General features: G+C 39.3%; 10 protein-coding genes and 1 pseudogene. 5 read left to right on the forward strand and 6 right to left on the reverse strand.

Annotated features, from left to right (window positions below; translation table 11 throughout):
* The first annotated feature begins 103 nt into the window (after positions 1-103).
* The 3 genes from FZF09_RS12945 to FZF09_RS12955 are packed head-to-tail and all read left to right on the forward strand — an operon-like array spanning position 104 to position 2,169.
* On the forward strand, positions 104-1,087 hold the full coding sequence (locus FZF09_RS12945) for an aldo/keto reductase (protein ID WP_158737027.1): 984 nt from the start codon (positions 104-106) through the stop codon (positions 1,085-1,087).
* 52 nt (positions 1,088-1,139) lie between these two features.
* Positions 1,140-1,439, forward strand: coding sequence for an S-layer homology domain-containing protein (locus tag FZF09_RS12950; protein ID WP_158737028.1), 300 nt, complete (start codon positions 1,140-1,142; stop codon positions 1,437-1,439).
* Entirely contained in the window at positions 1,417-2,169 is a 753-nt protein-coding gene (locus FZF09_RS12955) for an S-layer homology domain-containing protein (RefSeq protein ID WP_158737114.1), read from the forward strand. The genes FZF09_RS12950 and FZF09_RS12955 overlap by 23 nt, the downstream gene beginning before the upstream one ends.
* A gap of 904 nt (positions 2,170-3,073) precedes the next feature.
* On the opposite strand, the pseudogene FZF09_RS23350 reads toward FZF09_RS12955, so the two are convergent.
* From FZF09_RS23350 to FZF09_RS12980, 6 genes and pseudogenes are all read right to left on the reverse strand, one after another.
* A pseudogene (locus FZF09_RS23350) lies at positions 3,074-3,148 on the reverse strand (putative holin-like toxin); the annotation flags it as partial.
* Positions 3,149-3,620: 472 nt separating this feature from the next.
* The gene (locus FZF09_RS12960; protein ID WP_158737029.1) at positions 3,621-5,951 is read right to left on the reverse strand and encodes an FAD-dependent oxidoreductase; all 2,331 of its coding nucleotides are present in this window, start codon (positions 5,949-5,951) and stop codon (positions 3,621-3,623) included.
* A 45-nt stretch (positions 5,952-5,996) separates the two neighbouring features.
* A complete protein-coding gene (locus FZF09_RS12965; RefSeq protein WP_158737030.1) occupies positions 5,997-6,899 on the reverse strand; it encodes a carbohydrate ABC transporter permease in 903 nt (300 codons plus the stop codon).
* Positions 6,896-7,771, reverse strand: a complete 876-nt coding sequence (locus tag FZF09_RS12970) for a carbohydrate ABC transporter permease (RefSeq protein ID WP_158737031.1) — start codon at positions 7,769-7,771, stop codon at positions 6,896-6,898. Before FZF09_RS12970 ends, FZF09_RS12965 begins: the two co-directional genes overlap by 4 nt.
* Before the next feature lie 82 nt (positions 7,772-7,853).
* The gene (locus FZF09_RS12975) at positions 7,854-9,194 is read right to left on the reverse strand and encodes an ABC transporter substrate-binding protein (RefSeq protein WP_158737032.1); all 1,341 of its coding nucleotides are present in this window, start codon (positions 9,192-9,194) and stop codon (positions 7,854-7,856) included.
* A 9-nt stretch (positions 9,195-9,203) separates the two neighbouring features.
* A complete protein-coding gene (locus FZF09_RS12980; RefSeq protein ID WP_158737033.1) occupies positions 9,204-10,229 on the reverse strand; it encodes a LacI family DNA-binding transcriptional regulator in 1,026 nt (341 codons plus the stop codon).
* A 504-nt stretch (positions 10,230-10,733) separates the two neighbouring features.
* On the opposite strand from FZF09_RS12980, the gene FZF09_RS12985 reads away from it, so the two are divergent.
* Both FZF09_RS12985 and FZF09_RS12990 read left to right on the forward strand, forming a co-directional pair.
* Positions 10,734-11,795, forward strand: coding sequence for a M20/M25/M40 family metallo-hydrolase (locus tag FZF09_RS12985; protein ID WP_158737034.1), 1,062 nt, complete (start codon positions 10,734-10,736; stop codon positions 11,793-11,795).
* A gap of 337 nt (positions 11,796-12,132) precedes the next feature.
* Positions 12,133-13,365, forward strand: a complete 1,233-nt coding sequence (locus FZF09_RS12990; RefSeq protein WP_158737035.1) for a multidrug effflux MFS transporter — start codon at positions 12,133-12,135, stop codon at positions 13,363-13,365.
* Positions 13,366-13,405 lie beyond the last annotated feature (40 nt).

Raw genomic sequence — 13,405 nt, forward strand, 5'->3', positions numbered from 1 at the left:
CTGCTTTCTTACACTCTTGTTCTTTCATAGAATAATAATTAATTTCCATGTATAATCAATAGCAGAAGATAATGTAAACGCTATTTGAAAGTTGGTGTCCAGTGTGAATTATCGTCAAATCGGGAATACGGAATTAAAGGTTAGTGAAATTAGTTTTGGAACGTGGGCAATCGGTGGGGCATGGGGAAAAACGAACGACGCAGACGCCATAGAAGGTTTGCGTCAAGCTATGGATGCAGGAGTAAACTTTTTTGATACAGCTGATGTTTACGGAGATGGACACAGCGAAGAATTACTTGCAAAAGCGACAAAAGGAAAAGAAAATGAAATATTTATAGCCAGCAAATTCTGCCGAGCAGGAGATATCCATGATCCGAAGACTTATTCAGAAGAATCGGTGAGAACTTATCTCGAAAATAGTCTAAGACGATTGCAGCGGGAACGGCTCGACCTCTATCAAATCCATTGCCCGCCATTTGACATTTTAAAAGACGGACGTGTGTTTGATGTGTTAGATAAGCTCCAAAAAGAAGGAAAAATACGTTATTACGGTGTAAGTGTCGAGACTGTGGAAGAAGGATTATTTTGTCTAGAAAACCCAAATGTTCGTGCTTTACAAGTCATTTTTAATATTTTTCGTCAAAAACCACTCGAGCAGCTTCTGCCGAGGGCAAAAGAAAAAGGAGTCGGTATATTAACAAGATTGCCCCTTGCAAGTGGACTTTTAACGGGAAAATTCAATAAAAGCAGTTCCTTTACAGAAGATGATCACCGTTATTTTAACCGAAATGGAGAAGCTTTCAATGTTGGAGAAACGTTTGCTGGTCTTCCATTTGAAAAAGGAGTAGAGCTTAGTGAGAATCTGTCGTGGATAGCTGAAGGTCGAGAAAATATGACAAGGGCTGCGATCCGCTGGATATTAGATCACGACGAAATTTCCTGTGTTATCCCTGGGTTTAGAAATGTAAAGCAAATTAAAGACAATTTAAAAGCGGAGGACGCAGCACCATTCAGTTCCAAAGACAAAGAACAGCTTCGGACTTTTTATCAAAAAGAAGTGCTGCCCCATATAAGAGGAGCTTATTAACTTTTTCTGAAAAATAAACCGCATCGGGTACTAAATCAGGGGGGGTAAAAGAATGAAAAATTGGAAAAAAGTAAGTTTTATGATTTTATGTGTTTACTTTTCCTTTTCTGCTGCTGCTTTTGCCAATGAAAGATTTACAGATATCGACAGCGATTATTGGGCTAATGAAGAAATTACCTATTTGGAAGAACGTAACATTATTGGAGGTTATCCAAACGGTGAGTTTCAGCCCGGCGAGAAAGTAACAAGATCTCAGGCAGCTCTTATGATTGCTGAAGCCCTTGAATTAGATACCGATAACAGACCTTCTCCTGCTTTTGAAGACGTAGATGAATCCTACTTATGCGTATGAGACTATTGCAGCTATCTCTGATGAAGGAATTATTAATGGACATGACGGAAAGTTTAGCCCAAACGATAACTTAACTAGAGGACAAATGGCAGCTGTTTTAAATCGTGCTTTTACGTTGTCAGGAAGTGATTCCATCGGCTTTAAAGATGTAGAGGAAGATTATATTTTTTATAACGACATTCAATCAATAGCAAGTGCGAATATTTCAACTGGGTACTCTGAAGATAATACGTTCCGACCTGGTGAAAGTACAACAAGAGCTCAATTTTCTGTTTTTTGTGCAAGAGCTTTGCATGATAAATTTAAAGAAGAACCAGCTGACACACCGTCCATTACTTACTTTGATGAACGTATAGAAGAAGCAGAAGAATCTATTGAAATGACCATGTATGAACAATGGGAACAGGAATTTTATGATAACGAACCTAAAGCTCCGTTTGAAGAATTAAAAGATACCTTTTTAGCCTATTATACGGAAGACATTACAACTAACAGATGGAAAGCATTTTATGAAGAGGAGCTTGACAACTGGGGACCTGAACTTGCTCAAGCAATGCCATATCGATCGATGGAGAATACTCATTTTACAGAGCGAACAGACGATAAAGTCGTCATCGGAGGTACAGAACCTGAAAATGAACTAAACGGTCAAGAAACCTACTATGAATATATATTAGTTAAGCAAGACGGAGACTGGTATATTGATGAATTTTCAGGAACTCCACAATAATATTAGCATTTGACTAGGGAGCTGACGCTTCCTAGTTTTTTACGTGCATGTCTAACTGCAGGTTAAAAACGACTACAGTGGGAACTACAGCGTTTGGCGGGAAGAAAGATAACATACATGCTGTAAATAGGGGCCCCTCTCCGCTTATTATAACGTTTATATTTTATATTTATACTATTTCACTTTCTTGAAATAATTTGTCTCCTTTGAAAGCTTTTATGAGCATGAAGGTGGTGACGGAGGACGTAACATCCCTAAATTTTAATAGTAGAACTTACCACAGCTAGTACTACTTCATATCATTCTTTTTTCCGCGCCCTGAAAAAACTTGGCTTTTCAAGTAATGAGAAATCAACCGGACTATCACATGGACCATATCTTACCCATAGCTAGTAGTTTATATGGAGGTTACATTGCAACCAACACTTATTACAGGGCTTTTAGCGAAAAGCAGAAATACTATTTTTGGAGATCGTCGCACGGATATTTTGTCCTTACTTTCGTAACAGAATAATTGTTTAGAAGGCTTACTGCTTGCTAGACTAAGATAGTAAAATATACTACCATCAATAAAACATTTGAATTCTTAGAGTATATGTGTTGTTTATAAATAGAAGAGAATTTTATTTTGTATACTCGGATTAGTTGGTTGTTAAGAAAAGTGCAAGCGCCTTACTCACGAGCGACAAGTCATGGAGGACCGGCATATGGAAAGCTGATCTTTGTTTTTCATTGACGAACCGAAGGAATCTCGAGCGAGTAGGCGGTGGAGGAAACGCCAAATATTTATTTTTCTTACCTTTTAAAAAAGACCATAGGTGCTGCGAACACCTACGATCCAAATAGCTTGGTTCCCTTGAAGAGGGATCGGCACGAAGGTAAGAAAATCACCCTGCTGAGCGGTCTAACTCCAGGGTGATTTATTTTTTTCTGACAGCAGTGTTACAATTAAAGCTCCAAACGTTAGCATGAGCATGAAGCTTCATATACTGTCACCATAGAACCACGTCTATCTTATAGGTAGGGTGTCGAACCACCTGTGTTTACCGAAATTATTGTCTTTTTATTCTAGCGTTTTTCTCGGACTTATGGAAAACTAAAATTAGTTGCCTTTCATAAATGGCACGCTTTGAAATTCCGTGCATTTAGGAGCCTCCATTAATACTTGGAAAGTTTCGGATTGACAAATCAAACGAACTTTGAATAATTATTAAGAAAGACAGTTTCTTAGCCTTCTCTCAGTCAGTCCTTAAATACAAGCCAGTGGACACAAAGATTTGATGCCAACCAGCCCGTCAAAGCGAGGAACAGGCTGGTTTCTTTTTGCACACTTATGAATGGCTTAGTCTCTTCTCCTTTTTAAATTACAAAGAATTACGTTCGAATGCTACTTGACTATTAGTTAGAATCTGGACTATGAACTGAATGATAATTTTCCAGCATGTTAACTTTTACTCATAGCATCTGATCTCATACACTGCTGCCGATGGATCTCCGTTTGTTGAATGTATTGTTAAACGCAGACGATTCGTATAAACAGATTCATCTAAATCATGCTGACGGTGGCGCTGATAGTTATCAGTCACGCGAAGGGCCTCTTGCCACTCTCCATCGACCCAGGCATCTACACTATAATCTTTTGCACATTGGGAATCACGGTAAAATGCTTCATAGGCGTGATACTCACGTAAAATACTACCTGGAAACGTTAACTCAACCTTTGAAATGGTTACAGGCTTATCCCATGACAATTCTAGCCAAGGTGCATCTGGTGATGTATCGTCCGACCGCCACAAGTTTGTTGAACGATACGGTCTTGTATAACCACTTAGAACATTTTCTGCTGGGTAGCAATTTTGTGCTGGTTCCACTTTATAACTCATTGAAATCCCATGGTCGTAGCGTCTCATTCTCTTACCAATATCAAAAGCACAAACTTGCCCTGGTTCAATTTTTCCTGCTCGATGCCACTCTACATTATTGTTTTGTAATAGGTCTAATCGTATATAACCATTTTTAGGTAAACCATTCGAATCATTAAGCTGTACAGGCCATGTTACCCATTTTTCTTTTCCAGGGGTGACTTCTAACGTTGTGCTTGCTAATTCTTTTACACCATCCAGCGAATAATCCCAAATATCTTCAACTACTACTACTTTTGCATCTACGTCTTGTGTTGTCCCAGAGTGGTTTGAAAGACATACAGATAATGTATCAATATTATTGCTTCCTACAGCAATCCATTGGCCACGCTGCTTTGATAAGTGATCTGTAGGTGATGTTTGATGCTGGGTTTTCCAAAACTTTAACCCTTCGTGTACCCCCTGTGAATTCGGACCTACTCCCTTACATATTGCTTCACTGCTTGCGGTCACTTTTGCTTTTCTAGCTAAATCGTTTTCATCTTCATTTTTAGTGTGTAATAAGAAACAGCCATCTCTCAATAACTGCTGTTTTACCGTATTTATATGGTGATCAGCTACTTCAGGTAATTTAACATCCTGGTTTACAGACACAGCAGCTGCTGTACCTACACCTTGTCCCATAATGGCAGTGGTTCCCATTACCCTGACAGTTCCAAGAGCAGTATGAGTAGCGCTTACATTTCTTCCAGCCATCATTAAGTTGTCCAAGTCTTTTGAGATCATCATATTTAATGGAATACCATAAGGACCACAAAGTGTTTTTCTTTGGAAGTCACTCACTGTCTTGTATCCTTCCATAGCTGCTGGTTCACTTGAAGGTGCAAGCAGGCCTCCAGGAGTATGTAGATCAACGTTCCATCCCCCGAATGCTACCTCATCTTCAAACGCTTTTTTATTTAAAGGGTCATGTTCGGTCATGAGGTATCTTCCCATAATCCTGCGGCTTTCTCTTTTCCCCGGAACCTGTCCAATCCATTCCAGAGCATAGTTTTTTGCCACTTCTTTTAATTCAGGATCTTTATTTTTAATCCAATCCCATACGCCTAGTGTATGCCGTGTTAATTCATGGCGGATATCTTCGTTTTCATAAATTGTATCCCAAGGAATGCCAATTTCTATCCACCAATATCCACCACGGTAACGATCATTTTCTTTATGCCCCGTATGCTCCAGTGGCCTTCCCTGTTTATAGAAAAAGCTTGCATCCTCATAATGCTTTATCCAGCTCGGAGCTTTAAACGGAGCAGGCTTGCCCATGTCCACTGCTTTAAAATGAATGGAACTTCCCATTACATTTTCAGTTGCTTCTTCAGGAGCATGCGGCTCATTAAACTCAGCGCGTGCTTCCTCTCCTAACCGCCATTCACAACCTGCTTGATCCGCTACAATTCCATCACCTGTACAATCAATAAATACTTTTCCTTGAACGGTGAGGTTTACTTCAGCATTTAGTATATAACAGTCAATGCTTTCAATTGTACGATCTTCTGATTTATTCACTCCTTGCACAGTAGTATTTAAGAAAACTTCTAAATTTGGTGTATTCATAGCCATATCATACATGGTCATATCCCACACACTGTTGGTCCAGCCATTTTCATTAATTTCCTCATGGTTTCTAGCTCTTTCTTCAATTAGCAGTTCAGAAATAACACCAGTTTCCCTCGCGTAAGCATGAAAGGCAGCTGAACCGTGGGTAGTTACTCTCACCTCAGAAGAACTATTTCCCCCAAACACTGGGCGGTCCTGGATAATTGCAGTCTTTGCCCCATTTCTTGCTGCTGATACCGCTGCACAAAATCCTGCCAATCCTCCTCCACATACAACTACGTCAAATGTTTCTGTTCTATTTTTCATTAATACTACACCTCATCTTTAACAATTTATTTGAAAAGGTATGGATTAACCTTTTACAGAACCCTCTGTCAAACCTTTAACAAAAAACTTCTGCAACAATAAGAAAAGAATAATGATAGGAGAAACCGCTACCACAGAAGCACTAATTACTAAATCCCATGGAACCAATGAAGAAGTAGTCTGGAAAGATGCAATGCCTAAAGGCAATGTCTTCATATGTTCATCCGTTAATACAAGGGATGGCCACATGAAATCGCCCCAAGTCCACATAAAATTAATAGCTGCGACAGTACAAAGTGTCGGTAACGTATTTGGCAGGATGACTGAAAACAGGATTCTAAGTCGGCCGCACCCATCAATGATCGCTGCTTCTTCGAGCTCTTTAGGAACAGATAAAAAGGCCTGCCTTAATAGAAAAACTCCGAAAGGACTGACTAACAAAGGCATGATGACTGCTGCGTACGTATTTTGTAATCCAAGTGGCGCCATCATCAGATACAAAGGAACAACTAACACTTGAATAGGAATAACAAGAGTAGCAAGCACTAAGAAAAAGAGAAGATTTCTGCCTCTGAATTTAAGACGCGCCAGCGCATAAGCAACAAGAGGGCAAAAAATTATATTGCCGATAACTACCATTGTGGCTACGAGAGTACTGTTAAAAAACCATCTAGCCATTGGATATTCGGAAAAAACCTTCTTATAGTTTTCGAAATAAAACCAATTTTCAGGAAAAAAATTAAAGCTGGATATAATCTGATCAAGCGGTTCGAGCGAACTTTTTACCATAATGTAAAAAGGAAATATCGCAAATAATGTTATTGGAATAATTATTAAGTACGCAATATAGGAAGAGATGTTGAGACGCTTTCGGCTCTTCATGCTTTTTACCTTTGGTGTGCCCGTCTCACTTTTCACCCTCTCTTCCTGTAACGAAAGGCTTTTCATGCTTTTTCATCCTCTCTTCCCATAATGAAATATTGAAATATCACTAAACAAAATACAATGATAAAAAGAGCAACAGATGAAGCAGTAGCAAGCCCAAAAGAAGTAAAAATCTTCTGATACATATAAACAACTAAAGTCATTGTTGCATTACCTGGGCCCCCTTGAGTCATCACCCATATTTGATCAAACACTTTAAACGAATTGATTACCAATAGTACGACAACAAAAAACGTGGTAGGACGCAGCAAGGGAAGAGTAAGATGGACAAATTTCTTCCAGCCTCCTGCACCGTCTATATCCATCCCTTCGTACAAATCTTTCGGGATTTGGTTCAGTCCTGTGACGAAGATGATTGCGTATAAACCAAATGTCTGCCAAATACTAACCACAATAATAGCAGGCATAGCTAAACTAGATTCATAAAGCCATTGTTGTCCTTCAATCCCAAACATATTTAAGAGAGTATTGATGAACCCGCTGGGAGAATACAACAGTGTCCATATAATACCGGTAATAGCCATTGGAATAACAAGTGGAGTGAGTATGGCAGTTCGGATAATGCGCATACCTCGTAAAGCCTTCTGCACAATCAGTGCTGTTCCCAGCGATAATATTAAACTGCCAAAAAAGTAACAGAGTGAAAAATAGACCGTATTCCACAGAGTAGTTGTAAAAACACTGTCTTTAAATAGTAGAAAATCGTAATTAGATAATCCGATAAAAGCTTTGTCACCTAGTAAATTCCAATCAAAAAAGCTTATAAATAAGGAATAAAGCATTGGAAAGATGAAGAAACCGCCTAAGAAGATAACTGCTGGCAATGAAAAGAGCCAGCCGGTTAAATTTTGATTTCTTTTGCTTAGTGACAACATTCTATTTCCCACCTTTCTCTTCATTATTTACGTTGAGGAGATATGGCGGGGGAATGCCATATCTCCCACATGAAACATAGGTTTACTGATTTATTGCTTGATTAACCTGGACATCAATGTTTTGCAAGGCTTCTTCAATAGGTGTCTCCCCTGTAATAGCAGGGATAAGATGAGAAGGTTGGGCATTCCATCGCTCTGTATACCCTTGCCTGGATTGGACGAATAAATCAACAGCTCCTTCATTTACGTTGTTATCAAGCTGCTGATTAAGGGCTTCCCAAACTTCAGAATGTTCACTCATCATTTCATCAATTTCTGCCTTTATCTCCGTGTCTACCTTGTCCAGATTAAATGGAGAAACATAATGTGCACTTTCCATAAATATTTTTGTTCTCTCTGGAGAAACAAGCCACTTAACAAATTCCCCGGCCGCTTCCTTCTTTTCGGAATTTGCATTAACAGCAACCCCATGTCCACCAAAGTGGCCTGCAGAAGATTCAGGCCCTTTCGGCATTGGAACCATTCCCCACTTATCAGCCATATTTGAATCATCATACCAGCCTTGTTGATCAGCAGTAGGCTGAGTAAAATAGAACATTGCTACTTCCCCATTCCCAAATCCATTCACTGCACTTGGACCTGGTACGGAAATATTGTCTTCATAAAAACTTTTCATAAATGATAATGTCTCTTGTCCTGCTGGAGAGTTTAAAGTCGATTCCTTATTCTGGATATACTCACCTCCTGCTGCTGCAAACATGGAACCCCAGGAGAGGTTGAGAGCATTAAGGTGTTCATCCATACCATTAATCTGCAGTCCCATCACTTCAGGACTTCCACCATTCATTGTTGCTTCAGAAATAGTTTTAGCTGTATTATATAGCTCTTTCCATGTTGCAGGTGGTTCTTCAAAACCGTGTTCTTTCAGAATATCCTTTCTGTAAAACAACATATTCATCTCATAGCCTAGAGGAAATGCCAGGAGTTCATCGTTTGCTTTATATCCTTCAATTAACGGGTTAAACAAATCTAATTCCTCTTGGGAGAATCCTAATTCTTCGGCAGATGCTAGTGTATCTGATTCTGTGAAAGCTTCATCTAAAGCTCCTAAGTAAAAGACATCCGGTCCTTGACCTGATGTAATCTCAGTCTTAATTTGTTCGCGTCCATCAGACCAGCCTAACATCGTTAAATCGACTTGGACATTATCATGAGAAGAGTTGAACTCCTCCACAAGAGATTCAAAGTCTTCCGGTTCAATAAATGGTAATAGAGAGACTTCAATCGTGTTAACCCCATCCCCTGAATCATCATTTCCACTCGCCTCATCACTGCCAGAACATCCAGCCACCCAAAGTAATATGAGTATCATTAATGTTATAGATTGCAACTTTTTAGGTCTCATCATTTTAATCTTACCCATAGGCTCCTCCTAATTAATGTTTAGATACTTGACTTTGCCCGTTGATTTTCTAATGATTAATGTTGTATCCAGTTCCACCTCCTCCTTTTTAATAGTTTCAGAAGATAACATGTTTACTACCATGTTGGCAGATTGAACACCAATTTCTTTTCTTGGCAGATCAACTGTCGTTAATTTAATCCAATGCAAGCTTGAAATCTCTAAATTCTCAAAACCAACAACTGAAACATCCTCTGGCACTTTATAATTGTTTTCTGCCAGCCACTCTAATGCTCCAATAGCTAGAAGGTCATTCGCTGCAAAAATAGCTGTTAAATTAGGGGTTTTTTCAAGTAATTTCTCAACTCCCTTTCTTCCATGCTCTATTTTGGTTCCAGCTATCACTATATTGTCATCGGAATAACTTATATTTTGGTTTTCCAAACAATTTATATATCCTTTTAATCTGTCTTCTCCTTCAGAGGCTTTTTTTGATATTCCTATAAATCCAAGATTGTCATGCCCAAGATTTATAAGGTGGTCAACCGCTTTATATGCGGATTCATAATGATTGACATCTATCGATGACACTTTTAAATGTTGTTCATACTCCTTTAACTTTCTTAAAAAAACTACGGGGATGTCTAACTGTTCTACTATGTTTAAAAGCTCTTCATCCAAGGCGCCGGGTTTGATTATTAATCCATCTATTTTTCTCTGAAGTAAACTGGATAAAACCTCCTTCTCTTTATCTGGATTTAATAATGTATTACCGTAAATAACTTGATAGCCTTCTGCTGATAGTACTTCTTCTATACCTAAGGCTATCTCAGAGAAGAAAGGATCAGTTATATCAGAAAGCATTAACCCTACCATTTTAGACTTTTTTTGGATTAAGCTTCTTGCATTTGCGTTCGGTGTGTAATTTAAACGCTTTATCCCCTCCAATATTTTTTCTTTTGTCTCTTTTTTAATATCAGGATTATCATTTAATGCTCTAGATACTGTTGAGACAGATACCCCAAGTTCTTTGGCAATATCTTTTATGGTTTTCATTGCTCGTCCTCCTAAAACACCGGCAACATTTTGGTAACGTTACCGGAAACGTTACCGGAAACGTTACCGGAAACGTTTTCAATAATATTATCTGAAAATTCAAATTCTGTCAAGTGTAAATTTATAACCACATAAAAACAACATCCTAAAACAATAGAGATATTTGTGTAATAAGACAAACTGTTATGTTTACCTGTTATAACTTTTTTGTTCTATTGTGCTTAAATATTAAGTGAGTTTACAGTTACAAAACTTTGCCATAAAAAGATTTATCAATCATTTAAGAAGTTTTACAATGCATATTTAATTGCTTTTGAATCCTTTTGGCTGTTTTATTAAATTCTCTTAAAAGAACTTTGCGTATTAAGAACGTGTCCCGTTGATGTGTGTCTTCTACTCTCTTTTTCTCTTTTTTTCTTGTTCCATCATCCCCAAAATAATTTCCCCAAAGTATAAAAAACTATATAATGGAACAAAAGAAATAGAAAAGGAGAGAGATACTAAATGAACCCTTCTTCTGAAAAGTTCTTATTCGATTTGCTGCACACCCCCTCCCCTTCTGGTATGGAAGAAGCTATTCAACGCAAGTGGCTGGATTACATAAAACCCTACGCAGACAAGCTGCAAACAGATACAGCCGGAAATGCCATGGCTTCCCTGCAGCCTGATGCTCCTTTTCAAGTTCTTTTAGCAGGCCATTGCGATGAAATTGGTTTTCTCGTTAAATCCATTGATGAGAAAGGATACGTTTATGTGGAAAAACTAGGCGGGATCAGTCATAAACCTGCACTTGGCATGAAGGTCGATATTTTAGGAACCCACAAACGTATTACAGGTGTTATTGGTGCGAAAGCAGAGCATCATGGCGGTGCCAAAGATTCATTTGGCTTTTCTGATTTGTTTATCGACTGCGGGGCCTCTAGCAAAAAGGAGCTGGAAAACTACATTGCTGTAGGAGATACGGCTGTTTATAAACGAGAACCGGAACAGCTTTTAAATAACCGGATCAGCGGACGCGGGCTCGATAACCGGACGGGAGCATTTATCGTCGCTGAAACGTTAAGACGTCTTCGCCAGCATACTTTACAGGTGGGCGTCACCGCAGTTAGTACGGTCAATGAAGAAACGAACATGGGCGGTGCTTATTTTGCAGGAGCTGGCCTTTCACCCAGCCTCGGTATTGCGGTTGATGTAACCTTTGCGACAGACTACCCAGGGGCCAATACGGATAAAACAGCCGATGTCACTCTTGATGGCGGGCCCGTCCTGGCCAAAGGAGCACCAATTAATCGGAAAGCTAATCGACTATTAGAGAATGCAGCGAAAGATAAAGAAATTCTCCTGCAATATGAACTCACTCCAAAACATACAGGTACGGATGCTGACCAGCTGCGAAAAACAGCAAAAGGAGTTCCTATTTCTGTTGTGTCCCTGCCGCTGCGTTACATGCACGCTCCCGTAGAAACAGCCAGTTTAAAGGATATAGACCAGACGATTGACCTATTAACTGCGTTTTTAACGAATTTAAATGGTTCCGAAGATTTACGGCCGGTACGTTTAGATTAAGCGAGACGACTTGTAACCCTCCATAGTACTTTCTCATACTATGGGGGGTTTTTTTCTTATTTTACACTGATAAGAATGTATAAAATTTTAGCGTGAATGAATCATCGACGTCGTCAAAATTTTGAGGAAATCAGTATAAGTGCAACTAGGCAATTGCCTGCATCTAAGGCTTGACGCTAGTCAAGTTTTCTTTATATTTTTTCTGAGCATATTAGAATCAATATCCAGGAATTTAAGTTACAATAAGAAGCGTTCCTTCTTAGCAAAAATGCAGAAAAACTCGATTCAATATTATAATTTTGTGCCAGTGTATAAAGAAAGGTCGCTTGATACATTTATGGAACCTACAACTTCCACATCACCTATAAGCGCCGGCCGTAGAATGTGGATGGCTGTTTTGCTGGGGTCGCTAGCTGCTTTTGGCCCGCTTACCATTGACATGTATTTGCCAAGTTTTCCATCCATTGCAGCAGACCTTCAAACGAGCGCATCCCTCGTGCAATTGAGCTTAACAGCATGTTTACTAGGGCTTGCTGGCGGACAACTGATAATAGGTCCATTAAGTGATATGAAAGGCAGAAAAGGCCCCATGCTTCTATCCCTATGTTTATATATCGCAGCTTCTATGCTTTGCGTTTTTGCTCCTTCTATTTGGGTTCTCATAGCTGCAAGATTCATTCAAGGTTTTTCTGCATCCGCTGGTATTGTCATATCTCGTGCGGTTGTTCGCGATATGTATACAGGCAAAGAACTGACAAAATTCTTTGCGCTTTTAATGCTCGTCAACGGGCTTGCTCCGATTTTAGCTCCCGTTGCAGGCGGAATAATATTAGACATGGTGAACTGGCAAGGTGTATTTGCCGTTCTCAGTGCTATTGGGCTATTTATGTTTATAATGGTGTTTATAGCTTTACCAGAAACACTCTCTCAAACAAATCGCTCAGATACAGGCATTAAAAGAACCATTCTTACTTTTGGAGATCTAATTAAAGACAACACATTTGCTGGATATGCTTTAACGCAAGGTCTTGTCATGGCAGGTATTTTTGCATATGTTTCCGGCACTCCGTTTGTATACCAGGGAATATATGGAGTTTCCCCTCAAATATTCAGTATTTTATTTGCGATGAATGGGATAGGACTAATTATTGGAAGTCAAATAACAGGCAGACTGGCAGGCGTTATAGATGAGAGTAAAATCCTGAAGACAGGGCTTTTCATTACAACAACAGCCAGCATTTTTTTAATGGCAGCGATTCTAATAAAAGCCCCTCTTCTTTTTATTGTCATCCCCATTTTCTTTATCGTGTCATGCGTCGGTGTAGTTACAACTACTTGTTTTTCTTTAGCGATGGAAACTCAGGGTCACCGTGCAGGAAGTGCTTCTGCTCTTCTAGGCTTACTTCCATTTGTACTAGGCGCGGCTTCCGCTCCGCTGGTAGGAGTTGCCGGGGAAGCAACAGCTATCCCTATGGGGCTGACGATTATGATAGCTGATCTTGGCGCACTCAGTATTTACTATCTCCTTGTGCTGAAAGCCCTCCCTTTTCGTGAACAAAAAAATTACTAACAAATCGCCCGCTGATCTTTGAACTTTTTAGCATGGTGCT

This window comes from Alteribacillus sp. YIM 98480, from assembly GCF_009765375.1.
GTDB lineage: Bacteria > Bacillota > Bacilli > Bacillales > Marinococcaceae > Alteribacillus.

What these genes read in the sequence shown, in the direction of transcription:
- FZF09_RS12950 (WP_158737028.1), top strand. Translation starts at nt 1,140, where the DNA reads ATGAAAAATTGGAAAAAAGTAAGTTTTATGATTTTATGTGTTTACTTT.
- FZF09_RS12955 (WP_158737114.1), top strand. Translation starts at nt 1,417, where the DNA reads ATGAATCCTACTTATGCGTATGAGACTATTGCAGCTATCTCTGATGAA.
- FZF09_RS12960 (WP_158737029.1), bottom strand. Translation starts at nt 5,951, where the DNA reads ATGAAAAATAGAACAGAAACATTTGACGTAGTTGTATGTGGAGGAGGA.
- FZF09_RS12965 (WP_158737030.1), bottom strand. Translation starts at nt 6,899, where the DNA reads ATGAAAAGCCTTTCGTTACAGGAAGAGAGGGTGAAAAGTGAGACGGGC.
- FZF09_RS12970 (WP_158737031.1), bottom strand. Translation starts at nt 7,771, where the DNA reads ATGTTGTCACTAAGCAAAAGAAATCAAAATTTAACCGGCTGGCTCTTT.
- FZF09_RS12975 (WP_158737032.1), bottom strand. Translation starts at nt 9,194, where the DNA reads ATGGGTAAGATTAAAATGATGAGACCTAAAAAGTTGCAATCTATAACA.
- FZF09_RS12980 (WP_158737033.1), bottom strand. Translation starts at nt 10,229, where the DNA reads ATGAAAACCATAAAAGATATTGCCAAAGAACTTGGGGTATCTGTCTCA.
- FZF09_RS12985 (WP_158737034.1), top strand. Translation starts at nt 10,734, where the DNA reads ATGAACCCTTCTTCTGAAAAGTTCTTATTCGATTTGCTGCACACCCCC.
- FZF09_RS12990 (WP_158737035.1), top strand. Translation starts at nt 12,133, where the DNA reads ATGGAACCTACAACTTCCACATCACCTATAAGCGCCGGCCGTAGAATG.